The 23,519-nt window shown below is 34.4% G+C and carries 21 protein-coding genes, 1 tRNA gene and 2 pseudogenes; 16 read left to right on the top strand and 8 right to left on the bottom strand.

The window, feature by feature from the left end:
- Nucleotides 1-4: 4 nt before the first annotated feature.
- On the top strand, nt 5-1,234 hold the full coding sequence (locus J3D55_RS21615) for a 3-deoxy-D-manno-octulosonic acid transferase (protein WP_259134740.1): 1,230 nt from the start codon (nt 5-7) through the stop codon (nt 1,232-1,234).
- Here J3D55_RS21615 and J3D55_RS21610 read toward each other — a convergent pair.
- The 3 genes and pseudogenes from J3D55_RS21610 to J3D55_RS21595 all read right to left on the bottom strand — a co-directional run bounded on the left by J3D55_RS21610 (nt 1,226) and on the right by J3D55_RS21595 (nt 3,614).
- A complete protein-coding gene (locus J3D55_RS21610) occupies nt 1,226-1,852 on the bottom strand; it encodes a deoxyuridine 5'-triphosphate nucleotidohydrolase (RefSeq protein ID WP_259134738.1) in 627 nt (208 codons plus the stop codon). The genes J3D55_RS21615 and J3D55_RS21610 overlap by 9 nt on opposite strands.
- Nucleotides 1,852-2,611: pseudogene (locus J3D55_RS21605) on the bottom strand (glycosyltransferase family 2 protein). The gene J3D55_RS21610 and the pseudogene J3D55_RS21605 overlap by 1 nt, the downstream one beginning before the upstream one ends.
- 25 nt (nt 2,612-2,636) lie before the next feature.
- The gene (locus J3D55_RS21595) at nt 2,637-3,614 is read right to left on the bottom strand and encodes an acyltransferase family protein (RefSeq protein WP_259134734.1); all 978 of its coding nucleotides are present in this window, start codon (nt 3,612-3,614) and stop codon (nt 2,637-2,639) included.
- 201 nt (nt 3,615-3,815) lie between these two features.
- On the opposite strand from J3D55_RS21595, the gene J3D55_RS21590 reads away from it, so the two are divergent.
- The 11 genes and pseudogenes from J3D55_RS21590 to J3D55_RS21535 all read left to right on the top strand — a co-directional run bounded on the left by J3D55_RS21590 (nt 3,816) and on the right by J3D55_RS21535 (nt 14,367).
- Nucleotides 3,816-4,289 (top strand): lipocalin-like domain-containing protein, encoded by a 474-nt coding sequence (locus J3D55_RS21590; protein ID WP_259134732.1) that lies wholly within the window; start codon nt 3,816-3,818, stop codon nt 4,287-4,289.
- 188 nt (nt 4,290-4,477) lie between these two features.
- Nucleotides 4,478-7,338 (top strand): annotated as a pseudogene (gene leuS, locus J3D55_RS22445) (leucine--tRNA ligase).
- 240 nt (nt 7,339-7,578) lie between these two features.
- Entirely contained in the window at nt 7,579-8,442 is an 864-nt protein-coding gene (locus tag J3D55_RS21575) for a MotA/TolQ/ExbB proton channel family protein (protein WP_259134728.1), read from the top strand.
- A gap of 66 nt (nt 8,443-8,508) precedes the next feature.
- Complete coding sequence (locus tag J3D55_RS21570; RefSeq protein ID WP_259134726.1) at nt 8,509-9,117, top strand: ExbD/TolR family protein; 609 nt, start codon at nt 8,509-8,511, stop codon at nt 9,115-9,117.
- A gap of 12 nt (nt 9,118-9,129) precedes the next feature.
- A complete protein-coding gene (locus J3D55_RS21565; protein WP_259134724.1) occupies nt 9,130-9,702 on the top strand; it encodes an ExbD/TolR family protein in 573 nt (190 codons plus the stop codon).
- 24 nt (nt 9,703-9,726) lie between these two features.
- Nucleotides 9,727-10,569: an energy transducer TonB gene (locus J3D55_RS21560; RefSeq protein ID WP_259134722.1), complete on the top strand. Its 843-nt coding sequence runs from the start codon at nt 9,727-9,729 to the stop codon at nt 10,567-10,569.
- Nucleotides 10,570-10,647: 78 nt separating this feature from the next.
- Nucleotides 10,648-10,845, top strand: coding sequence for a C4-dicarboxylate ABC transporter (locus J3D55_RS21555; protein WP_259134712.1), 198 nt, complete (start codon nt 10,648-10,650; stop codon nt 10,843-10,845).
- Entirely contained in the window at nt 10,835-11,707 is an 873-nt protein-coding gene (locus J3D55_RS21550; RefSeq protein WP_259134710.1) for a PstS family phosphate ABC transporter substrate-binding protein, read from the top strand. The genes J3D55_RS21555 and J3D55_RS21550 overlap by 11 nt, the downstream gene beginning before the upstream one ends.
- Nucleotides 11,708-11,803: 96 nt before the next feature.
- The gene (locus J3D55_RS21545) at nt 11,804-13,453 is read left to right on the top strand and encodes a tetratricopeptide repeat protein (protein WP_259135200.1); all 1,650 of its coding nucleotides are present in this window, start codon (nt 11,804-11,806) and stop codon (nt 13,451-13,453) included.
- 82 nt (nt 13,454-13,535) lie between these two features.
- A complete protein-coding gene (bshB1, locus tag J3D55_RS21540) occupies nt 13,536-14,255 on the top strand; it encodes a bacillithiol biosynthesis deacetylase BshB1 (RefSeq protein WP_259134708.1) in 720 nt (239 codons plus the stop codon).
- 36 nt (nt 14,256-14,291) lie between these two features.
- Nucleotides 14,292-14,367 (top strand) — tRNA-His (locus tag J3D55_RS21535).
- Nucleotides 14,368-14,506: 139 nt separating this feature from the next.
- Here J3D55_RS21535 and J3D55_RS21530 read toward each other — a convergent pair.
- Entirely contained in the window at nt 14,507-14,842 is a 336-nt protein-coding gene (locus J3D55_RS21530) for a DUF3276 family protein (RefSeq protein WP_034701927.1), read from the bottom strand.
- A 101-nt stretch (nt 14,843-14,943) separates the two neighbouring features.
- A complete protein-coding gene (locus J3D55_RS21525) occupies nt 14,944-16,605 on the bottom strand; it encodes an ABC transporter ATP-binding protein (protein WP_259134700.1) in 1,662 nt (553 codons plus the stop codon).
- Between the two features lie 91 nt (nt 16,606-16,696).
- Between J3D55_RS21525 and J3D55_RS21520 the strand changes: the two genes are divergently transcribed.
- From J3D55_RS21520 to J3D55_RS21505, 4 genes are all read left to right on the top strand, one after another.
- Nucleotides 16,697-17,602 carry a transcription antitermination protein NusB gene (locus J3D55_RS21520; RefSeq protein ID WP_259134698.1) on the top strand — a complete coding sequence of 302 codons (906 nt, stop codon included), beginning with the start codon at nt 16,697-16,699 and terminating at the stop codon, nt 17,600-17,602.
- 12 nt (nt 17,603-17,614) lie between these two features.
- Nucleotides 17,615-18,136 (top strand): DUF1573 domain-containing protein, encoded by a 522-nt coding sequence (locus tag J3D55_RS21515; protein ID WP_259134696.1) that lies wholly within the window; start codon nt 17,615-17,617, stop codon nt 18,134-18,136.
- A 6-nt stretch (nt 18,137-18,142) separates the two neighbouring features.
- On the top strand, nt 18,143-18,517 hold the full coding sequence (gene yajC, locus J3D55_RS21510; protein ID WP_259134694.1) for a preprotein translocase subunit YajC: 375 nt from the start codon (nt 18,143-18,145) through the stop codon (nt 18,515-18,517).
- Nucleotides 18,518-18,750: 233 nt separating this feature from the next.
- Complete coding sequence (locus tag J3D55_RS21505) at nt 18,751-19,482, top strand: SDR family NAD(P)-dependent oxidoreductase (protein WP_259134692.1); 732 nt, start codon at nt 18,751-18,753, stop codon at nt 19,480-19,482.
- Nucleotides 19,483-20,070: 588 nt separating this feature from the next.
- Here J3D55_RS21505 and ligD read toward each other — a convergent pair.
- The 3 genes from ligD to ku all read right to left on the bottom strand — a co-directional run bounded on the left by ligD (nt 20,071) and on the right by ku (nt 23,392).
- Nucleotides 20,071-21,927 carry a DNA ligase D gene (gene ligD, locus J3D55_RS21500; RefSeq protein ID WP_259134690.1) on the bottom strand — a complete coding sequence of 619 codons (1,857 nt, stop codon included), beginning with the start codon at nt 21,925-21,927 and terminating at the stop codon, nt 20,071-20,073.
- Between the two features lie 77 nt (nt 21,928-22,004).
- Nucleotides 22,005-22,607 carry a DNA polymerase ligase N-terminal domain-containing protein gene (locus J3D55_RS21495; RefSeq protein WP_259134688.1) on the bottom strand — a complete coding sequence of 201 codons (603 nt, stop codon included), beginning with the start codon at nt 22,605-22,607 and terminating at the stop codon, nt 22,005-22,007.
- Nucleotides 22,607-23,392, bottom strand: a complete 786-nt coding sequence (gene ku, locus J3D55_RS21490) for a non-homologous end joining protein Ku (RefSeq protein WP_259134686.1) — start codon at nt 23,390-23,392, stop codon at nt 22,607-22,609. Before ku ends, J3D55_RS21495 begins: the two co-directional genes overlap by 1 nt.
- Nucleotides 23,393-23,519 lie beyond the last annotated feature (127 nt).

The following is a 23,519-nucleotide window of genomic DNA, read 5'->3' as shown; positions in this document are numbered from 1 at the left end:
AAAAATGGCTTTTCTCTACCACATATTCATCAATGTACTGATCTTCGGAATGAAGGTTTTTTCGTTATTTAATGATAAAACTAAAAAAGGCGTTGAAGGAAGAAAAGAATCTTTGCAAAAGGTGAAATCTGCCTTCTCAAAATCTGATAAAGTAATGTGGATGCATGCTGCAAGTTTGGGGGAATATGAACAAGGATTGCCCGTTTTAGAACAGCTAAAAGAGAAGTTTCCAAACCATAAAATTCTGGTTACTTTCTTTTCTCCATCGGGTTATGAGAATGTTATTAAAAAGAAAAATATCGCAGATGTAATCTGTTATCTACCTTTTGATAAGAAATCTTATGTAAAAGAATTTGTAGCGCAGTTTTCTGTTGAACTATTTTTTACGGTGAAATATGATTATTGGTATAATCTCTTAGCAGAATTAAAAAATAAAGGAGCAAAAACCTATGTGATTTCGGCTTTGTTTTACGAGAGTCAGTCGTTTTTTACTTCTTATGGAAAATGGTTTGTCAAGCAGTTGCAAAAGAATATCGACTGGTTTTTTCATCAGACCGAAATGTCTTTTGCGTTGGCAAAAAGTGTGGGTTTAACGAAGTCTTCCGTAACGGGAGATACCAGATTTGATCGTGTAAAATATCTTAGAAATCGTGACAATCACGTAGATTTCATCAAAGATTTTATTGGAGAAGATAAAGCGATTGTTTTTGGAAGTTCGTGGCACGCTGAAGAAAAAATAGCAGAAGATATTTTGCGCGGAAATCCGTACGGAAAATTAATTATTGCGCCTCACGATTTGAAAAGAGTGCCGCATTTAACACAATTATTTTTCGATGCAATTTTATATAGCGAAATTAATCATTCAGGTAAGAATTCTGAATCCAGAGTTTTAATTATCGACAGTATCGGTTTGCTTTCAAAATTATATTCTTATGCAGATATTGCCGTTGTTGGCGGTGGTTTTCATGATGCAGGACTGCACAATATTCTGGAAGCGGCGACTTTTGGAGTTCCTGTAATTTTTGGAAATCAATACAGGAAAAATCCGGAAGCAGATGAATTGATTTCCGTTGATGGCGGAAGATCTTTTGAAAATGCCGGTTTAGCTGCAGATTTTGTAATGTTTTTAATGAATAATGAAGATTCGCTTCAGGCAATGTCTGAAAATGCGGAAAAATTTGTCACCGAAAAGCCCGATTCTACAGAATTAATTATCAAAAAGATTTTATCTTAAAAATCCCTGACTTTTTATATCTTTTATAATCTGATCAAAATTTTCAGGAATTTTATCGCTTGTCAACCAGTTAAAATCGATTCCGTTGTTGATGAAAAGTTTTGATAAATAGTTGTTTTTATGTATTTTTTCTTCCAGACTCTCCAAATGTTCATCAAGTTCCATCCAATAATCGACATCCAGTTTTCTGATTAAACTTAATGATTTTACTGTTTTATTGATGATGTAAAGATAAAGCTTGTAGACATTGTCAAATCTTTGTCGGCTAAGATCTTCATTGTATTCTAAAATCTTATTTATCAACAATAAATTAAGCGAAACTTCCCCGAATTTATCGGTGGTAATTTTTACATGCTCGGTAATTTCGGCACTTATTTTTCGTACGATTCCCAGAAAATATTTTTGGTTTCCAATATATTTTGAAGCCAGTAACACTTTTTCTGCAAGCATTTCTTCCATTGCATCTCTCTTGTTATCAGTGGTTTCCTGATCGATCAGTTCGAAATATAATTTTTTAGACAAAAGCTTATCTTTTTTCAACAGTCGGAAAATGAGACGGTCTTTTTCTATATTTGAAAATGCACTTAAGGCTGCTTTAAATTCTTTTGAATACTCCATTAATTAAAAATTTTTGAATATTTTAAAAATCCGTTTACTGCCCAATTTCCGGTATAATACAAGGATTTTAAAGTTGAAAACCCCATGAAATCTTTATAAACCAAATATTGATCTTTAATAATATTCTGCTTTTTTCTTGAAACGCTGTTTTCGCGCATTCTGTATTTTGCCAAGGTCTTTTTTAGAGGATATCCTTTTGGGATTTCTTTTAACAGATTGAGCCACATGACGTGATCTTCGCGCTTACTTTTTACAGGAAAGAGAAATTTTCCGACTCTTTTGGTGTCATACATGGTAGAAACCGGAGCAAGTCTGCATGTTTTAAGCAAATTAGAAAAAGTAACAATTTTATCTGCTTCAAAATCTTTTAAAATCGGTTCCATCGTGTGTTCATCGCATCTTGAGTAGTTGCAATAGACCAGTTCGGCATTGTTTTCCTGCATATAACCGGTCATTGTTTCCAGATATTCGGGATACCAAAAATCGTCGGAGTCGAGGAAGGCGATATATCTTCCCTGAGCTCTTTCAAGGCTTTTATTTCTTGCGTTTCCGGCGCCTCCGTTTTGCTCCAGAAACCTGCAGTTTTATTCTAGGATCGTTATATTTTTTTATGATTTCAACCGTGTTATCTTTAGAACGGTCGTCGCTAATCAGCCATTCCCAGTTTTCATAGGTTTGGTTAAGAACAGACTGTATCGTTTCCTCGATAAATTCTGCGGAATTGTAAGACGGAGTGATGATGGATACAAGCTCTTTCATTCGTACTGCAAAGTTATCATTAAAATTATAAAAATCTTTTTTCATAAAGATGCCAGGAACTTACCCCCACAGCAATTACAACCAACATACAGACAAATGCCATTAAGAAAGGATTGTAATGTTCAAACAGTCCTAAAGTTGTAAAAGTCCTGATAATAGGGAAGTGGAAGATATAAATCCCATAAGTGAAATCTCCGTATTTCCCGAAATTATTTAAAAACTTAAACGAGTATGCAATGTAAAGTGTAATGATACCGATCATCATCGGAGAGAATAATTGGATTTTTAAAAACAAATCGATCCAAACGGTAGCAACAGCAATGATGAGTAATAAATTTTTATGTTTAATAAATTTATCAAAATTAAAATAAATCAACATTCCCGGGATAAAATAAGACAACGTTCCCGGAAGTTGTTTTGCAAGTGAAATCTTATTTAATGATTCAAAATAATTAAGATAAGCAAGTGATATAAAATAAATGATAATTAAACTGATGTTCCTGTATTTATTATTTTTTCCGAAAAGTAAAAAAAGCAACGGAACGCAGAAATAATAAGACATTTCTATCTTAAGTGTCCAAAGTGCGCCATTTACAGCCTGATTTCCGAAAACTCCGGGAAGCCACGGTGCCTTGAAATTCAGAAAGATAGAATTCCAGAAAAGATATTTGTAAACCTGTGTATTGCTGAAATATTCTGCGAAAGTATAAGTGCTTACCAAGCTTAATAATATCGCACATAAAAAAACAACCAATAGATAAGCGGGAACAATTCTCTTGATTCTCTTTTTCAGATAACTTTTTAAACTTGATGATCTGTCGTAGCTTCTTGCGATAAGAAATCCGCTGACTACAAAAAATCCGAAAACGGCAATTTCTATGGGGCTGTGTTCAAAAATCTTAAGTTCTTTGGAAACACTCAAAGCACCTAAATGTCCGACAAAAACGATGAAGGCGAGGAGAACACGGAGAAAGTCAAAATTATTTTTCGTTATGTCTTGCATTTGCATTTGTTTTGTGCAAAAATAGTTTTTTTCGAAGAATAGAGGGATGTTTCACCTAATGAATGTTTGTTAAATAAAGCTAATTTGACCTGATTCTAAAGCCAATAAATAATAAATATTAAATTTTAATAATATTTTTCTAAAAAAATTGTTTAATAATATAAATAAATCATAATTTTAGCGCTTGAAAATTTGATATATATGAAGAAATTAGCATTATTATTTGCAGGTTTATCATTATTTGTGGCAACAGGGTGTAATAACGACGACGATGAAGTGATGGAAGCTCCTCTTGTTGGGGTATGGCAGCCTATAAAAAAAGTAGTAACAACAGTTGCCGTAGGACAGCCTCCTGTTTCAGACGGTATTTCTTTTGATACGACTTGTCAGCAAACTTCCAGATGGACATTTGCTTCAGGATCAACCGGAAAAAGAACGGATGTAGGAGATACTGCAACTCCGGGAACTTGTGCTCCAACTTTTGACAGAGTTTTTAGCTATACTTATGATAAAGACAGCAAAGCTATTTCGATAAAATATCAGGGAATTGTAGAGCCGGATCAAGGGAAGATCATCAGCATCAGTGATACGACACTAAATATTATGATCGAAGATAAAACAGATCCTACCGAATTTCATTCTGAGACCTATACACTTAAGAGAATTCCTCAATAATAAACAGAATTTATCAATACAATATAAAAGTCTCATCCTCGGGTGAGATTTTTTGTTTTTACTATATTTAATCTAAAATTAAATTTCCATTTCTTTTAAAATCATTATTTTTGTGAATCTAGATTTGGAATTAATGCTAAAATTAAGTCTAATATCTAAAGTCTAACATCTAACATCCATTATAAAAAGTGTTTTACGATCATCAGCAGATAGAAAAAAAGTGGCAGAAATACTGGGAGGAAAATCAAACCTACAAAACTTCCAATAACACAGACAAACCAAAATTTTATGTTCTCGATATGTTTCCGTATCCATCGGGAGCGGGACTTCACGTAGGTCATCCGCTTGGATATATTGCATCAGATATCTATGCGAGATACAAAAGACATCAGGGTTTCAATGTTCTCCACCCGGTTGGCTACGATAGTTTCGGGCTTCCTGCTGAGCAGTATGCAATACAAACAGGAACGCATCCTGCAATTACCACTGAGCAAAACATTACAAGATACGAAGAGCAATTAAGAAAAATCGGTTTCTCATTCGACTGGAGTAGGGAAGTGAGAAACTTCGGATGCTTCTTATTATAAATGGACACAATGGATTTTTATTGAATTGTTCCATTCTTGGTATAATAAAGATACAGACAAGGCAGAATCTATCGAAACGTTGATCAAACATTTTGAAGAAAAAGGATCTTTAGATGTAAATGCCAATCAAAACGAAGAATTAAATTTCACGGCAGAAGAATGGAAAGAAGCTTCTGAAATTGATAAAGAAGATATTTTATTAAATTATCGTTTGGCCTACAGAGCAGAAACGACTGTAAACTGGTGTCCTGCTTTGGGAACAGTGTTGGCAAACGATGAGGTGAAAGACGGAAAATCAGAAAGAGGAGGATTCCCTGTTTATCAGAAAAAAATGATGCAGTGGAGCATGAGAATTTCTGCCTATTCTGAAAGATTATTACAAGGTTTAAAAAATCTTGACTGGCCACAACCTTTGAAAGATTCACAGGAATATTGGATCGGAAAATCTCAGGGAGCGCAAGTGAAATTTTTGATTGATGGTTTAGAGTCGGGTGATTCTGAAAATTCTAACGACGATCAACAATCAACAATCAACTATATTGAAGTTTTTACAACAAGGCCAGACACCATTTTTGGAGCAACATTTATGGTGTTGGCTCCTGAAAATCCTTTAGTGGAAACAATTACTACAGATGCTCAAAAAGCGGAGGTAGAAAATTATATCGAAGAAACTTCTAAGAAAACGGAACGTGATAGAATGGCAGACGTGAAAAACGTTTCAGGGGCTTTCACGGGAAGTTATGCAATCAATCCTTTCAGTAATGAAAAAATGCCGATCTATATTTCAGATTATGTTTTGATGGGGTACGGAACAGGAGCTGTAATGGCTGTTCCTGCACATGATGAGCGTGATCACAGATTTGCAAAGAAATTTAATCTTGAAATTAAAAAAGTTGTAGAAACGGAAGAAGACATTCAGGAGAAATCTTTTGATTCTAAAGATTCTGTTTGTGTAAACTCAGATTTCTTAAACGGTTTACATTATAACGAAGCAAAAGCATTAATAATAGATGCGATTGAGAAAAAAGGTATCGGTCACGGAACGACGAATTACAGACAGCGTGATGCGATTTTCTCAAGACAGCGTTATTGGGGCGAGCCGGTTTCCTATCTATTATAAGGATGGAATGCCTTACACGTTGCCAACTTCTGCTTTGCCTTTGGAACTTCCTGAAGTTGAAAAATATTTACCGACAGAAGACGGAGATCCGCCATTAGGAAACTCTAAAACTTTTGCTTGGGACGAAGCCAATCAAAAAGTAGTTGCTACAGATTTAATTGATGATAAAACTATTTTTCCGTTAGAATTATCCACTATGCCGGGTTGGGCAGGAAGCTCTTGGTACTTCCTTAGATATATGGATCCTAATAATGGAGAGGTTTTTGCTAATAAAGAACTGTCGGATTATTGGGGACAGGTAGATTTGTACATCGGAGGCAGCGAACATGCAACCGGTCACTTATTATATTCTCGTTTTTGGAACATGTTTTTAAAAGACAGAGGCTATATTAATAATGATGAGCCTTTCCAAAAGTTGATCAATCAGGGGATGATTTTGGGAATGAGTGCTTTTGTGTATAGAATTGAAGGAACAAATCAATATGTTTCTAAAAATTTAGCAAACGAATATAAGATTCAACAAATTCACATTGATATTTCTTTATTAAAAGGAACCTCAGATGAATTAGATACTGAAGCTTTCAAAGCTTGGAGACCCGATTATGCAGACGCAGAATTTATTCTAGAAGACGGAAAATACATCACAGATCGTGAAGTAGAAAAAATGTCTAAGTCTAAATACAATGTTGTAAATCCTGATGACATTTGTGAAGAATATGGAGCAGATGGTTTGAGATTGTATGAAATGTTTTTAGGTCCGTTGGAACAATCCAAGCCTTGGAACACGCAAGGTCTAAGTGGAGTTTACGGTTTCCTGAAAAAATTCTGGAATCTTTATTTTAATGGAGAAAATTTTGAAGTTTCAGACGAAGAACCTACAAAAGCAGAATATAAAGTATTGCATACCTTAATAAAGAAGGTGGTTTACGATATTGAAAACTTCTCTTTTAACACGTCTGTATCGTCATTTATGATTGCTGTGAATGAATTGCAAAAATTAAAATGCAACAAACGCAATATTTTAGAACCATTAGCCGTTATTATTTCCCCTTACGCTCCACACATCTGCGAAGAGCTTTGGAGCTTATTAGGAAACAAGGAGTCTGTGGAATTTGAGAAATTCCCGGTATTGAACGAAGATTACTTGGTAGAAGACGAAATTCAGTATCCGGTAAGCGTAAATGGTAAAATGAAGTTTAAAATTTCACTTTCGGCTCAGCTTTCTGTCAAAGAAGTGGAAGATTTGGTACTTCAGGATGAGAAAATGCAGCAGATTTTGGAAGGTAAAGCTCCCAAAAAAATCATTGTAGTGCATCACAGAATTGTGAATATAGTAATTTAAAAGAAAATTAACATTGGCAAATTTAAAAAAATGAGGTCTTAATTTTTTTAAATTTTTAACGTAATTGTTAAAATTGAGAAATATTGTCAAAAAAAGAGAAAATAATTATAATATCGAAATCGTATTAAAATTTCATTGTCGAAAAAAACCGAAATGTTTATTTGAGACTATTGTATTTTAATTAATTTTGCCTTTAATTTACACCTTGTAAAATTTTAAAACAATATAATTTAGTTAAATATGGAAATGAATGTTTCAAAAAATGATGAGCAATTAGTTGCTAGAAAGGCGGGAGGTTTAAACCCAGCTATTATTATTCCTATTTTATTCGTTATAGGAGTTTGTATCTATTTATTTGTTCTTGGGAACCCAGGAAATTTTAAAGACGCGGATAAACTAGGTGGTGGTTCTGTAGCTTTCTCAAGTACTGAAGGAAAAGACATTCATCCAGAGTCGTTTTTAGGAATTATCTACAAAGGAGGGGTTATCGTACCGATCTTGATTACTTTCATGATCACTGTAATCGTTTTCTCTATTGAAAGAGCATTAATTCTTGGAAAAGCGGCTGGGAAAGGAAACCTAGACAACTTCGTAGTACAAGTAAGAAGCTTACTAAACCAAAACAAAGTTGACGAAGCTTTAGAAGAGTGTGACAGACAACAAGGTTCTGTAGGTAACGTAGTGAAAGAAGGTCTTACTACTTACAAAGCACTTTCTCATGACACTACATTAAATAAAGAGCAGAAAATGGTAGCTCTTAACAAAGCTATCGAAGAGGCTACAACTCTTGAGATGCCAATGTTGGAGAAAAACATGATGATTCTTTCTACATTAGGTACTGTTGCAACTTTGATCGCACTATTAGGAACGGTAATCGGGATGATTAAAGCATTCTTCGCATTAGGTTCTGGTGGTGGTACTCCAGATGCAGCTGCACTTTCTACAGGTATCTCTGAAGCATTGATTAACACGGCTTTAGGTATTGGTACTTCAGCTATTGCTATTATCCTTTACAATTATTTTACATCTAGAATTGACGGATTAACTTACAAGATCGACGAGATCGCAATGAGTATCCAGCAGTCTTTCGCTGAATTCAACTAAGAATTGAATCTTTAGCAAGGAATTTGCATACAATAACAGAAGTTTAATTAAAAATAATTCAAAACAATGGCGAGAGTCAAACCAAAAAGACATGGAGTAGTGACGGATATGACGGCAATGTGTGACGTTGCCTTCCTACTGCTTACATTCTTTATCTTGACCACTCAGTTTAAAAAACCTGACGTGGAGCAGATCAAACCGCCATCTTCAATATCAGAGAAGTTACTTCCTGATGCAAGTTTGATGACCATCAACGCTACTCCGGAGGGGAAATTTTATTTCCAGCCAGTAGAAAATGCATCTGAGAGATTACAGCTTTTAGACAATATGGGTAAAAAGTATGGTATTACTTTTGACAATAACGAAAAAGTTGCATTCCAAAGAGTACAAGCAATTGGGGTTCCTATGAACCAGCTAAAGAGCTATCTTGATATGCCGGGTGACGAGCAGAAGAACTTTAAGAGTCCTACAGGGATTCCTATGGATAGTACAAATAAGCAGTTAGTGGACTGGGTAAAAGAAAGTTTAAACGTAAATCCTCAATACAAATTAGCGATTAAGGGTGACGTTAGTACTGAATATCCAAAAGTTAAAAGCCTATTTGAAGGTTTAAGAGATATTGATTTTCTTAAATTTTGGTTGATTACATCACAAGAAGGTAAACCTAATGAATAATATCATTTAGAAATGGCAGAAGTACAAGTACAGGAAAAAGGCGGGAAAGGCGGAAAGGTTCGATCCAAGAAGCAGAATACCCGCGTAGATATGACTCCGATGGTGGACTTAGGGTTTCTTTTGATTACCTTCTTTATGTTCACAACCACATTCTCTAAACCGAATGTAATGGATTTGGGGCTTCCGGCAAAACCGAAAGAAGATCAACCAAAACCACCTCCGACAGAAATTAAACTTTCTAACTCGATTTCTTTATTATTAGGTAAAGACAATAAGATTTTCTGGCACCAGCAAGATAATACATCTTTGACGGATCAGAATCTTAATGAAACTACTTTCGATAGAGAAGGAATTAGAAAAATAATAGGGCAGGCAAAAGCAAATGCGGCAGATAAAACAAAATTTACTGTTATTATCAAACCGACTGATGATGCTGTGTATAAAAACTTTGTTGATATTCTTGACGAAATGGCAATTACAAAGAGTGAGCAGTACGGTGTTACTGATCTTAAACCTTGGGAAAAAGCCATTTACGACAGAAAAGTAGGTAATTCAGGATCTCCTGCAGCACCTGCGGCAAAGTAATTTAAACCATAAAATTGTAAATCTATGGCAAACGAAAATATATACGATCCTAGTCTTACTTTAGACGAGATTGTATTTGAAAATAGAAACAAGGAATATGGTGCCTATGATTTAAGACATCAGTATCCTAGATTACTGACAAAATCTTTTATCTTAGGAACTGCATTATTCCTTATTGCGGCTTTGTCTCCTTTTATTTATCTTACAATTAAAAGACTTACCGAACCACCTAAGCAAGAAGTGAAGGCTGATTTGGTAGAGATTCTTCAGGAAGATAAAATTATTGAGCAGCCTAAAGAAGAAGAACCACCTCCACCACCTCCACCAAAAGAGGAAGAGAAAATTGAAGTAATTCAAAACGTGGTTCCGGAGCCTGTAAAAGCTCCAAAAATTGAAACTCCACCGCCGCCAATTTCTAAGCAATTAGAAACGCAGACTGGTTTGGAGAATCAGGCAGGGGTTAAAGTGCCTAATTATACACCACCACCGCCGCCACCATCAACTGGGAACAAAGCTTCAACAGCTGAAGTGAAACCTCAAGTTAATGAGAACCAAGTTTATACAGAGGTAGAGCAAACTGCAGAATTCCCTGGAGGTATTAATGCCTTCAGAAACAAAGTATCTAGTAACTTTGACGGTTCTGCGATGAATGGTGATGAAGGTACGGTAAAAACAGAAATCACTTTCGTTGTTGAAAGAGATGGAAGTATTACCGACGTTAAAGCTAATGGGAAAAACGCGGATTTCAACTCGGAAGCGATGAGAACCATTAAGTCTATTAAAAACAAATGGACTCCTGCTAAAATTAACGGACAATCTGTTCGTTACCGATTCAGATTACCTTTAACAATGAATTTTGAAGGATAATATTATTTATCTTTTAAATAATAATTAAAAAAGAGAAGCATATGCTTCTCTTTTTATTTTTTTTGGTATTTTTGTTACATGATGTTCAATTGGTTATCCCTGGTTACGGGATTATTTTATATCGTTTTAGGAATTGTAGTTATTTACTATAAGTTCTTTTTTACGATTCTAGAGCCCGGCGTAGCTTACGCAATGGGCGGGCTTCTTATTCTTTACGGTGTTTTCAGAATTTACAGAGCGATTTCAAAAATTAAAAGTTCAGGAAATGAAGAGTAGTATTAAAATTATAATGCTATTTTTCCTTAGTATTATAGCAGTAAGCTGCAAAAGAGAAGATAAATCTCCGTCTTATCACAAAGGCGAAATGACAATTTTTACAGATGAATCTTTTAAAAGCGTTACAGAAGCTTTAGCAGAAGGATATATGATTAATTATCCTGAAACAAAGATTAAAGTGGTGACGAAAAAAGAAGATTTGGGTTTCCTTGATTTATTGAGAAATAAAGCGAGAATCGTTGTAATGTCTAAAGATTTATCTCCGGAAGAAATTAAAACGTACGAAGAACAAGTTGACCTTAAGTTTTTACCTGCAAAATTCGCGGCAGATGCTGTGATATTCATTGTTCCGAAAGATTCTCCGAAAAAAAGTATTTCAATGGAAGAAATTTCACAGGGAATGCAGTCTGAAAACAAAGAATTCATCTTTGACGGAACCAATTCAAGTAATTTGAATTTCGTAGCTCAAAAGCTCAAAAAACAGCCTAAAGATTTAAAATTCTCAGTAATTCCCGGAAGTAAAAATGTCATTGAAGAATTAAACAAATATCCGGATAAAATTGGAGTTATTGGTCTTAATACATTCAGTCGTCCTTATGATAAAGAATCTGAACAGTTAAAAGATAAGGTGAAAATTCTTCCCGTAGAATATAAAGGGAAATTGTATACCACCGATTTTGAAAACCTACGCAAAATGAATTATCCTTTTACAAGAGTTCTTTATTTTTTAACAAACGAAGGAAATTTTAATATTGCCAATGGTTTTATAAGATATTCTTGCACACAATTGGGGCAAATGATCGTTCAAAAGGAAGGATTGCAACCTTACAATATCTACGGAAGAGAAGTGCAAATGCGTTAAAAAATCTTAAATTGACCCTTTACCCGAAATAAAAATATTATTTTGGTCTGAAAATTGTGTATTATATAAATCGAAATTTAGATGAGAAAATATAAAATGAAAGATATAATGAATATGAATGTAAAGAAGATTGCTTTTGGAGCAGCTGTGGTATTTTTTACCAATTTTGCCTATGCGCAAACCGTACAGGATGGTATTAACAGTATTGATAGTGATAAATTCGCTCAAGCAAAAACTAATTTTACGAACATGATTGCTTCGGCACCTACTGATGAAAACTATTTCTATTTAGGAAATACGTTTTTAAAGCAAGGAGAGCCGGATTTTGCAGCAGCTACAGATAGTTTCAATAAAGGTCTTGCAGTAAGTAGCAAAAGCTATTTGAATAAATTAGGCTTGGCTACTGTGAAACTTGGAAAAGGTGATAAAAATGCAATTGGAGAAATTCAGAAAATTGTAACAGATTCTAGAGAGAAAGATGCTGAAGTATTGTTCAGAGCTGCTGAAGCTTTAACGTTATTTGAGAAAAACAACTCTCCGGACTTGGCGATTGAATTCTTAAATAAAGCGATTGAAAGAGCTTCAAGAAAAGAAGTTCCTGCACACTATTATTATACATTAGGTGACGCTTACAGATTGAAGAAAATCCCTGGAGATGCAATGACAGCTTATGATAAAGCACTTCCATTAGCTAAAAATAAAGCGTCTGTTTATACAAGAATCGGTACATTGTGGATGGCTGCTCAACAGTGGCAGCAAGCTAAAACGAGTATTGAAAAAGCGATCGCAACAGACCCTTCTTACGCACCTGCTTACAAGGCATTGGCTGCTTACGACATCAGATATCAACAAAATGCGAAAGCAACTCAAGATCTTATCAACTATACAAAATATGCTGATGAAGATCCATATACACAGTTAGAAATTGCTAAACTTTATTTTACAAATGAAGATTACACAAACTCTAAGCAGGTTTTAGATAAAATCTTTGATAAAATTAATGATCCTATTAAGTTTAAATTAAGAGCGTATCAATTATTCGCAGACGGAAAATATCCTGAAGCTATGCAGAATATGGATAATTTCGTTTCTCAGGCTGAAAAATCAAGAATACAACCTGCAGATCAAGGTCTTCAAGGTTTGATCGCAGCAGGATTGGCTAAAACTGAAACTGATGCGGCTAAGAAAGCTGCATTAACAGCTGAAGCTCAACAAAAAATTGCCATTGCAAAAGCAGCAAAAGACGAAACAATGAAATGGGATATGGAACTGGCTAAAATCGCTGGAGGAGGAGCTTCTCAAGCTGATGTAGATGCAGGACCAAGCAACCCTATGATTGATGGTTTAAAACAAAAAGTAGCTGCAAACGCTCAGGATACAGACTCTTTATTCAAGTTGGCAACGGCTTACCAAGATGTTAAAAACTGGAACGGAGCAATTGCAACATGGCAGAAAATGAGTACCATTCTTCCGGATTGGGCTCCTGCTTACTACAGTTTAGGATATTCTTATCAGCAGGCTTCAAATAATGATGCGGCGAAAATAGCGTACGAAAAATATATAAGTACGGTAAAACCGGCAGAAGTTGATGCTAATAAGCAGACTTTAGCATACGCTTATTTTGCGGTAGCTTATTTATCTAAGGAATCTGATGTAGCTAAAGCTAAAGATTATGTTGCTAAATCTGTTCAATTGGATCCTACTTATCAGGATGCTGTAAAATTGAATGCAGAGATCAACAAGTAATTTAAAATTTAAATTATAGATATTAAAACTTCCCATTCGTAATGTTTGGGAAGTTTTTGTTTTAAATCTTATCTTTGAAAATATGAAAACAGATATACTTGCATTTGGCGCTCATCCTGATGATGTAGAATTGGGTTGTGGAGGAACAATTGCCAAAATGGTTTCGGAAGGAAAAATATGCGCTATCGTAGATCTTACAAAAGGAGAACTTGGAACGAGAGGAACTGATGAAATAAGAAAAGTGGAAGCGGGAAATTCGGCAAAAATCTTGGGAGTCGTTGCAAGAGAAAATCTTGAAATGAAAGATGGCTTTCTGGAAAATTCTGGAGAATATCAAATGAGGATCGTAAAAATGATTCGCAAATATAGGCCAGAAATCGTCTTAGCGAATGCAATTGATGATAGACATCCAGACCACGCAAAAGGAGCGAAATTAGTATCGGATGCGTGCTTTTTAGCTGGTTTAAGAAAAATTGAAACTGTTTTGGATGGAGAAAATCAGGAGGTGTGGAGACCGAAGCAGATTTTCCATTATATTCAGTGGAAAAATATAGAACCAGAATTTGTAATTGACATATCAGAACATCTTGATAAGAAGATTGCGGCATGTATGGCATTCAAAACTCAGTTTTATGACCCAACTTCTACGGAACCTGAAACTCCGATTACCTCAAAAGACTTTTATGAAAGCTTAACGTATCGTGCGCAGGATTTAGGAAGACTTTCGGGAGTGACTTATGCTGAGGGATTTACGTCTGAGAAGTTAATTGCGATGAAAAATTTTGATGGAATTGTTTGGTAATTAAAAATTCTTTCTTATATTTGCACCACCAAAAACGGTGATTGTAGCTCAGTTGGTTAGAGCGCCGGATTGTGGTTCCGGAGGTCGGGGGTTCGAGACCCCTCATTCACCCACAGATAAACACATTCTCAATATGAGAGTGTGTTTTTTTTATTGTTTAAATCTGAGTTTATTCTTAAGGATTTTACTGAAAATTTGAACACAAAAAAAGCACCCTTTTTCAGATGCTTGTGTTTTTAGAATTATTCTTTTTAAACTTCGTCGTCAGAATCTATTGTAAAAGATTTGCTTTTGAAGTCTTTGTCATGCTTTTCTGATATTACATCCTCACCTTTTTCGTTAATGATGAAATCTGTGGATTCATTAAACATCTCCTGAAAACTTTTAAAATCTTCCTTGTAAAGGTAAATTTTGTGCTTCTCGAATGTAGCTTCTCCATTCTCTCCGAAATTTTTCTTACTCTCTGTGATCGTAAGATAATAATCTCCTGCTTTCGTCTCGCGCACATCAAAGAAATAAGTTCTTCTCCCTGCTTTTAACACCTTCGTGAAAATTTCATTTTCATGGCGTTCCTTGTATTCACTCATTGTTAGATATTTTTTTTAATCTTGTTAAGAACAAATATAAAAGTTTTCTTTTAATCACAAAATTTTTTTTATGATTTATTTAACATTTGTGAACGAATCTGCTATGCGGTTACGGAATTGGTAATTTCGGTAAGGTTAAGTATTTTATCTGCTATTTGAGCGCTAGACTCTCTGTGTGTGATGATTATAGAGGTTGCATTACGGATTTTTCTATCGATATTTTCCAGTATATTCTGCTCGGTTTCCGTATCCAAAGCAGACAGGGAATCGTCGAAAATAATAATGGTTGGGTCTTTAATTAAGGCTCTCGCGATACAGATTCTCTGTTTCTGACCTCCCGAAAGCATGACCCCGCGTTCACCAACCATTGTATTATACTGTTCTTTAAACTCCACAATATTTTTATCAACATCTGCGATTGTCGCGTATTCAACTACTTTTCCGTGAGTAGGCTTGTCGATGGCAAAACCGATGTTGTTTTCGATAGAATCTGAGAAAAGGTAGCTTTCCTGAGGAATATAGCCTATGAAATTTCTGTAATTTTCGAGATTATGTTCTTTGAGATTAACTCCGTCGATTAAAATTTCCCCTTCTGTAGGATCAATTAAACGACATAGAAGCAATGCTATAGTAGACTTTCCGCTTCCGGTTTTTCCCATAATGGCTAAAGATTCTCCGGCTTTTAATGTAAAACTTAAATTATCTAAAGCTCTGATTCCTGTATTTGGATAAACATAAGAAACGTTTCTGAACTCGATGTCTCCTTTAATAGAATAGTTGTCGAAGTTTTTATTAACAATTTCAGATTTCTTATCCATAAACTCGTTGATTCTTTGCATGGAAGCTTCCGCTCTTTGATTAACGGAAGTTACCCAACCTACCATTGAGAAAGGGAAAATCAACGTATTGATGTACATAAAGAAATCGGCGATTTTACCGATGCTTAATTGTCCGTTGATGTATTTTTGACCACCAACCCAAATGATGGCGACATTCAATAATCCGATTACGAATATAATAATAGTAAAGAAATATGCTTCTGTTTTTGCTAAATCAAGAGCTTTGTTTTGATAATCGGTTACTTTTACTCCATAATTCTTTTTGATGTAATTTTCTTTAGCAAAGAATTTCACCACACGAATTCCTGAAAAGCTGTCCTGTACAAAAGTGGAAATCGCAGACTGACTTTTCTGCATGATTTTCGACTTTTTATTAATAATCGAACTTACTTTATATATAGCATATGACAGAATCGGCAAAGGTAACAACGTCCAAAGCGTCATTGAAGCATCCGTTTTCACCATATAAATTGCGGTGATAACTACCAAAACGATCAAGTTGGCAACATACATTACTCCGGGACCCAGATACATTCTTACTGCAACCACATCTTCACTTAATCTGTTCATTAAATCTCCGATTGTTGTCTGCTTATAATCTGTTAAAGATAAATTCTGATAATGTCTGTATATTTTATTTTTAAGTTCATACTCAATTCTTCTTGAGGCAACAATAATAGTCTGTCGCATCATAAAGGTGAAGAATCCTGTTAATAATGAACATCCGACAATAATTGCCACATATATTAAAACCTGATGATTAAACCCAAGGTTACCGTTCTTTGTAAGTTCGTCTACCGATTTTCCTACAAACTGAACTTTATATATATTGAAAAAATTACTCGTGATGATGAATAGTACCCCCCAAAATAATAATATCTTGTGTTTCCAAAAATAGGGGTTTAGGGTTTTTAGCGCTTTCATAAAGTTTTGCAAAATTACGAAAATGTGAGCAGATTACGAATTTCATCAATTTTAAATTTTGTATCTTTGCACCCATAAAAAAGCTCTTTGAATGTTAGGAAGACGACAAATCCGTGAAAAAGTGGTGCAGACTGTGTATTCATACTACCAGAATCCTGTGAAATTTGATGTATTAGAGAAAAATATGTTTTCTGGAATAGAGAAAATCTATGATCTATACATTTATCAACTTAATTTTTTGGTATCTCTGAAAGAATTAGCCGAAAATCAAATTGAGATTGGTAAAAATAAGTACATTAAAACCGATGCCAACACTAATCCTAACCAAAAATTCATCAACAACCAAGTTTTAATTAAGCTGGAAGAAAATCCTGAGAGATTATTTTTTACAGGACAGCACAAGCAATTGAAATGGGATTTGCATGATGATTTATTGGTGAAAACTTTCCAGAGAATTACTGGAGGAAAAAGGTATCAGGATTTCATGAAAGAAGAGGAATATTCTTTTGAAGAAGACCAGAAATTCATCGGAAAATTATTCTTAAGATATATTGCTGAAAATGATGATTTTCAGGATTATCTTAGCGATAGAGAAATTTCTTGGTATGATGATATGCATATTGCGAATTCAATGGTTCAAAAAACAATTGGTTTCCTGAAAGAAAATGAAGAAAGCAGAACTTTAATTAAAATGATTAAAGATGAGGAAGATAAGACTTTCGCACTGAAGCTTTTAAGAAATACTTTAGACAGTTGGGAAAACAACGAAAAGAAACTTTCAGAAAGACTGGAAAACTGGGATCTGGAAAGAGTTGCTTTAATGGATAAAGTTATTTTATTGGTCGCAATTACGGAGCTGGACAATTTTCCTTTTACCCCTTCAAGAGTTATTATTAATGAATTTATCGAGATTGCAAAAGTTTTTGCAACCGACAGGTCGAATATTTTCATCAACGGAATCTTGGATAAATACTGTAAAGATTTAAATAGAATATAAAATATTTTAAATATGAAAAAGACATTATCAATTGTCGCTTTATCGATCATAGGCTTTGGTTTGGTTTCTTGTAAAAAAGAAGGTAAAGAAGCTGCAGGTACAGAAGTGGCTAATGTTACAGATTCTGCTGCAGGTGCAACAAACTTGGCACCTATGGATTCTGCTTCTTCTAAGGTTTCTGAAACGACTCCTGCTGCGGCGGCTCCAGTTTCAAACCAGCCATTAACTACAATCGCTCTTTCTGAAAATAATTTCGATTTCGGAAACGTGAAAAAAGGTGACAAAGTACAGCACATCTATGAAGTTACGAATACGGGAACTAACCCATTGGTAATTTCTGAAGTAAAACCTGGATGCGGATGTACGGTTCCTGATTTTACAAAAGAGCCGATTATGCCGGGTAAAAAAGGAAAAATCACGTTACACTTCGATTCTTCAAACTTCGATGGAAACGTAAACAAATATGCGGATGTTTTTGCTAACGTAGAAAAAGCTCCTATAAAATTAACATTCACTGCGAATATTCAACCATAATTAAAAATGAATACATTATCAATATTTTTACAGGCAGCTTCAGGTGGAGGATCGTCTCCGGTGATGCTTATCATGATGGGAGTAATGTTTGTAGGGTTTTATTTCTTAATGATAAGACCTCAACAGAAAAAAGCAAAACAAGAGAAAAATTTTCAGGAAACTTTGAAAATAGGAACTAGAGTAGTGCTTACTTCTGGTCTTCACGGAAGAATTGCTCAGGTTCAAGATGATGGTTTTGTAATCGAAACTTTATCCGGAAAATTAAAGTTTGAAAAAGCTGCTGTTTCTAGAGAGTTTACAGAAAACCGTTTTGGAGATAAAGCAACAAAAACGACTGATAAACCAGTTGAGAAAAAAGAAATCGAAACTGAAACGAAATAATTTTTAGTTTTAAAAATATTTAAATCGGCGCGGTGAGTTTTGCTCACCGCGCCGATTCTTTTTAGATGGATTCCCCAATTTTATCAATATTATTATCCATCAAGTTTAGTTTTAAATATAAATAGATTTCTCCTTCCTCGAAATGACAAGATTACCGCCAAGTATTCGTGTTTATTTGTGAAAAAAAATAGTGGAATTTGTGTTTAAAATTTTAAAAAAAATATCTTTGTCTCATGAATCAAAACACAAGCAAAACCGTTCTCATTCTAGGCGCTAATTCCGATGTTGCGAAACAATGCATCAAGCAATATATAGAAAAAGGATTTTCCGTTATTGCAGCTTCAAGAAATACAAATTCCTTGGGAGATTTTGTTCAGGAAAATAATCTGAATTTAAAAGTCACGATTTTAAGTTTTGATTCTGTAGATTTTGATTCACATCAGAAATTTTATAATGAACTTTCCGTAAAACCTCATATTGTCATTTACGCGGCAGGATTTTTAGTTGATAATGAAAAAGCGCTGAGAGATTTCAAAGGAACTCAGCAAATGATGATGGTGAATTATTTGGGTGCCGTTTCTATTCTGAATATCATTGCGACGGACGAAGGTAATAAAAACTTAGAAAGAATCATCGGTTTGTCATCTCTTTCGGGAGTGAGAGGAAGAAAAAGCAACTTCGTTTATGGAAGTACAAAAGCGGCTTTTACAACGTATTTAGCCGGATTGAGACAGGAATTGGCTTCAAGAAATATAAAAGTCAATGCTTTGATAATCGGCTATATCAGAACAAAAATTAATGAAGGATTACAATTGAACGAATCTTTAATTATGGAACCCGATTACGTAGCCAAACATATCGTCAACGCTGGAAATTCTTTCTCCATTGTTCCGAATTTGAAATGGAAAATTATTTATTTAATTTTGAAAATGTTGCCGGAAAGTTTGGTAGCGAAGTTGCCGTAATTACTTTCTTGGTTTAGAATATTTTTCAAGGTAGCTTAAGATAGTTTCAAATTCATTATTCTTACATTCAGATTTATTGATAATAAAATAAACACTTCTTAAAGGGTTAATTATAAGAAAATCATTTTGTTTTGTGTAATAAATTTTCTCTTTAACAGAGCTAATACTATTGGATTGGTTTGTAAATTCAACACTTTTTTCATTTAAAATCATAAATGATGTATGGCTTTGAGTTTTATATTCCGAAATAAGGTTCTCTAATTCTTTTTTGAATTTCTTTTTGGATATAAAATATTGATAAATTAAGATGAAACAATATCCGAAAAGAAATATTCCTCCATATTTAAAAAAATAAAAAAGCAAATTTGTTTCAAAGTTTTTTATAGGATAAAAACCTAAGAGTAAGAATAAAAAAGTAAAAACTATAATTCTTTTCCAGCTTTTAAAGGCTTTATTCCAAACATATTTAAAATAAAAATTCTGATTTTCTCTTTCACTTGCTTCATTAAAAGGAAGTTCAATAGTAATGCTTTCGTTCATCGTTATTAGTCATTATGATAAAATTTTATCACGGCAAAAATATCAAAATTACTCAACACTCTGCAACAATTCCAACGCCTTCATCATATCAATTCCCTTACCCAAAACAGGTTTAAACAAATCGCCTTTTTCTTTAATTCTTTCCAACGCATTATGAATAGTATAATCAGTTGGTTTTAAACCGGGCTTCAATTCCTCCCATTCCAAAGGCATGGAAACAGACGCGCCTTCTTTCGGTCGCAAACTATAAGCACTCGCCAAAGTTTGTCCAGTTCTGTTTTGAAGATAATCGAGATAGATTTTTTTGTCGTCCCTTTTTTGTAAACTTCTTTCTAAAGTGGTGATTTTTGGTAACTTTTCATTGACTTGTTTCATCAAGATATGGGCAAAATCTTTCACCTGGTCAAAAGCATATGCTCCACCCATCGGAATGTAAATGTGAATTCCCGTGCTTCCTGAAGTTTTGCAATAGCCTTTAATTTTAATGGATTTTAAAACCTCATTTACCTGTAAGGCTGTTTCAATCACGTCATCGAAAGTATTTTTCTTCGAAGGATCGAGGTCTAAAACCAAATAATCAGGATGTTCCAAATCAGGAAGCGAACTGTTCCAAGGATTCAGGTCGATACAGCCCAAATTATTCAGATAAGCCAATGTCGCTTTGTCATTGCAATAAATATAATCGATGTATTTATCGTTGGATTCCGAATAAACCTGCGTTGTTTTTATCCAGTCCGGAATATTATCACTTGCATCTTTTTGATAGAAACCTTGCTCTTCAATTCCATTAGGAAAACGGTTTAAAGACAAGGGACGATTTTTTAAATGGGGTAAAATATATTGCGCAACCGACTGATAATATTCAATTACATCACCTTTTGTAATACCGTCTTTCGGAAAATAAATTTTATCCTGATTCGTCAGTTTTACTTTGTGTTTATCTAACGTGATTTCCTTTTCTTTTTCGGAAGCTGAATTTTTTTGTGATGGTGTTTTGGTTTTCATTTCTTTAGGTTTTTGGTTGATTTCTTCAGGATTTTTATCTTCACGGATCGCCACAAAAACAGGATGTCGGAAAATTCCGTCTTTGGTAATTTCAGAATATTTTATTTCGCAAACGAGTTCTGGTTTTACCCAAGTTACAGGCATATTTGTTTTAGGAATGGTTTCAAAAGGTGAAGTTTTTATCACTAATTTTTTCAGTCTTTCATGAAGCAGATTCAACGATTCATTATTAAAACCCGTTCCCGTATGTCCGGAATAAATCAGTTTTTCGTCAATATATTTTCCTAAAATCAAAGCTCCGAAACCTTCTCGAGAACCTCGAGGTTCTGTAAATCCACAAATTATCGCTTCTTCCGTATTGGTAAATTTTATTTTCAGCCAATCCGAACTTCTGTGATTTTCAATATAAAAACTGTCAGATTTTTTCGCAATCATACCTTCCAGCTTCATTTTTTTCATCTGATTAAAAAACGCAATGCCTTTTTCAGGAATATGATCGCAATATTTAATCACGTCAGTTTCAGTTAAAGCCTCTTTTAAAAGCTCTTTCCGTTGAATTAAAGGAAGTTCTTCCGTAGAATGACCATTGAGCCAAAGCAGATCAAAAACCTGATAAACTAAGGCTAAATCGGGATTGTCTCCGATCTGTTGTAATAACTGGAAATTGGGTCTTCCGTTTTCGTCATACGCAACGATTTCACCATCGATAATCATTTTGTGTTTTTGATTTTCAAAATCCTGTGACACTTTATCAAATTTTGATAAAAAAGAGATTCCGTTTCGGGAGTAGAAGAGTGGTTCTTTTTTACTGAGATCTGCAACGGCGCGATAACCGTCCCATTTTATTTCAAAAATCCAATCTTCATCATCGAATGCTTTCTCATGCGGTTTTGCAAGCATGGGTTTGATGAAATTCTTGAGTTTTTTTTCGTCAACTAAAGAATTAAATCGTTGAAATTTTGGCTTGGTTTCAGAAGTTATGATTTCTTTTTGTTGCTTTTTAGGCTTTTTTTTTCCTCTAAAAATTTGGTGACCTGAGAATTTTTTGATGTGTTTTCTTCGGCATCATAATGTTCTTCAGCAAAATCGTCTTTATGTTTAATGAGAAGCCAGGCGTTGTTTTCGGCGTTTTTCATTTTAACTAAAGCAAATTCACCTTTCAGTTTTTTTCCGTGAAGAATAAATTTTAATGAACCGGCTTTTAATTCTTTCAATAATTCTTTTTCGTCAGAAAGTTTGCTGGTTTCATCCAAAGGTTCGTACGTTCCGCTGTCCCAGACTTCGACTTGTCCGGCTCCGTAATTTCCTTCGGGAATGTTGCCTTCAAAATCTTTGTAATCGTACGGATGATCTTCCACCATCATCGCCAAACGTTTGTCATTCGGGTTTAATGACGGACCTTTCGGAACTGCCCAACTTTTCAACACGCCTTCCATTTCCAGCCTGAAATCGTAATGAAGACGCGACGCAGCATGCCTTTGAATCACAAAAATCAGTTGGTCTTTACTCTTTTTTGTTTTCCCTTTCGGTTCGCTTGTTTCATCGAATTTCCGTTTTTCGTTGTAATCTTTGAGAGCCATTATGATGCGTTTTTAGATTTTGGACTTTGTAAACTGGCTTTTAACTGTGCCATCAAATCAATCACTTTACCCTGTTTTGCAGGTTCTGACTTTTTAAGTTTTACGGTTTTACCTTTGGCTTTTTTCTTAATAATTTTCAGTAATTCTTCGGAATAGGTATTTTTGTAAACCGTCGGATCAAATTTTTCAGATAATTGTTGAATAAGATTTTTTGCCATTTTGAGTTCGGCAGGTTTCGGAGCTTTTTTAGCAGGAATTTTTAAATCTTTGTAATCTCTGATCTCCTGAGAAAATCTTAAGCGGTTTAAAACTAATATTTCGTCGTTATAAGGACGAATCATTCCGATGGCTTCACTGTCACGAAGAACAAATGTACCAATCCCGACCATTTTTGTTTCCGATAAAGCTTTTATTAAAAGTCGATAAGCGTTTTCGCCATTTTTTTGTGGTTCTAGAAAATAAGGATTTTCAAAATAAACGCTGTCAACTTCTATTTCTTTTACAAAATGTTCAATAGAAAGAATTTTTGATTTTTCGGGACTTGCGGCTTCATAGTCTTCATCTTCAAGAATGACATATTTATCGTCCATGAGATAACCTTTCACAATGTTTTCCCACTTCACTTCTTTGCCTGTTTTTTCGTTAACTCTTTTGAATTTAATATTCGAAAAATCAGATTTATCGAGCATATCCAAATCCAATTTGCTGGTTTCTGTGGCGGAATAAATTTTAACAGGAATATTGACTAAACCAAAGCCAATGGCGCCGTTCCAAATTGCTTTCATTGTCGTTTGTTTTGTGTAAGATCTGCAATGATTGTGCCGTATGAATATAAATTGATTAATGAAAAAGCTTTATTAATTATTTTTTTTGAGTCATAAATTTTATTTTTTGATGATGTTTTTAATATGT

The sequence above is a fragment of the Chryseobacterium ginsenosidimutans genome, assembly GCF_024807225.1.
GTDB classification, from domain to species: Bacteria; Bacteroidota; Bacteroidia; order Flavobacteriales; family Weeksellaceae; genus Chryseobacterium; species Chryseobacterium ginsenosidimutans.
Note: the sequence above shows the minus strand (reverse complement) of the source record. Positions and strands in the feature narration are given on the sequence as shown.

What these genes read in the sequence shown, in the direction of transcription:
- J3D55_RS21550 (WP_259134710.1), top strand. Translation starts at nt 10,835, where the DNA reads ATGAAGAGTAGTATTAAAATTATAATGCTATTTTTCCTTAGTATTATA.
- J3D55_RS21515 (WP_259134696.1), top strand. Translation starts at nt 17,615, where the DNA reads ATGAAAAAGACATTATCAATTGTCGCTTTATCGATCATAGGCTTTGGT.
- J3D55_RS21525 (WP_259134700.1), bottom strand. Translation starts at nt 16,605, where the DNA reads ATGAAAGCGCTAAAAACCCTAAACCCCTATTTTTGGAAACACAAGATA.
- ku (WP_259134686.1), bottom strand. Translation starts at nt 23,392, where the DNA reads ATGAAAGCAATTTGGAACGGCGCCATTGGCTTTGGTTTAGTCAATATT.
- bshB1 (WP_259134708.1), top strand. Translation starts at nt 13,536, where the DNA reads ATGAAAACAGATATACTTGCATTTGGCGCTCATCCTGATGATGTAGAA.
- yajC (WP_259134694.1), top strand. Translation starts at nt 18,143, where the DNA reads ATGAATACATTATCAATATTTTTACAGGCAGCTTCAGGTGGAGGATCG.
- J3D55_RS21570 (WP_259134726.1), top strand. Translation starts at nt 8,509, where the DNA reads ATGGCGAGAGTCAAACCAAAAAGACATGGAGTAGTGACGGATATGACG.
- J3D55_RS21495 (WP_259134688.1), bottom strand. Translation starts at nt 22,607, where the DNA reads ATGGCTCTCAAAGATTACAACGAAAAACGGAAATTCGATGAAACAAGC.
- J3D55_RS21555 (WP_259134712.1), top strand. Translation starts at nt 10,648, where the DNA reads ATGATGTTCAATTGGTTATCCCTGGTTACGGGATTATTTTATATCGTT.
- J3D55_RS21505 (WP_259134692.1), top strand. Translation starts at nt 18,751, where the DNA reads ATGAATCAAAACACAAGCAAAACCGTTCTCATTCTAGGCGCTAATTCC.
- J3D55_RS21545 (WP_259135200.1), top strand. Translation starts at nt 11,804, where the DNA reads ATGAAAGATATAATGAATATGAATGTAAAGAAGATTGCTTTTGGAGCA.
- J3D55_RS21520 (WP_259134698.1), top strand. Translation starts at nt 16,697, where the DNA reads ATGTTAGGAAGACGACAAATCCGTGAAAAAGTGGTGCAGACTGTGTAT.
- J3D55_RS21575 (WP_259134728.1), top strand. Translation starts at nt 7,579, where the DNA reads ATGGAAATGAATGTTTCAAAAAATGATGAGCAATTAGTTGCTAGAAAG.
- J3D55_RS21615 (WP_259134740.1), top strand. Translation starts at nt 5, where the DNA reads ATGGCTTTTCTCTACCACATATTCATCAATGTACTGATCTTCGGAATG.
- J3D55_RS21595 (WP_259134734.1), bottom strand. Translation starts at nt 3,614, where the DNA reads ATGCAAGACATAACGAAAAATAATTTTGACTTTCTCCGTGTTCTCCTC.
- J3D55_RS21590 (WP_259134732.1), top strand. Translation starts at nt 3,816, where the DNA reads ATGAAGAAATTAGCATTATTATTTGCAGGTTTATCATTATTTGTGGCA.
- J3D55_RS21530 (WP_034701927.1), bottom strand. Translation starts at nt 14,842, where the DNA reads ATGAGTGAATACAAGGAACGCCATGAAAATGAAATTTTCACGAAGGTG.
- ligD (WP_259134690.1), bottom strand. Translation starts at nt 21,927, where the DNA reads ATGCTTGCAAAACCGCATGAGAAAGCATTCGATGATGAAGATTGGATT.
- J3D55_RS21610 (WP_259134738.1), bottom strand. Translation starts at nt 1,852, where the DNA reads ATGGAGTATTCAAAAGAATTTAAAGCAGCCTTAAGTGCATTTTCAAAT.
- J3D55_RS21565 (WP_259134724.1), top strand. Translation starts at nt 9,130, where the DNA reads ATGGCAGAAGTACAAGTACAGGAAAAAGGCGGGAAAGGCGGAAAGGTT.
- J3D55_RS21560 (WP_259134722.1), top strand. Translation starts at nt 9,727, where the DNA reads ATGGCAAACGAAAATATATACGATCCTAGTCTTACTTTAGACGAGATT.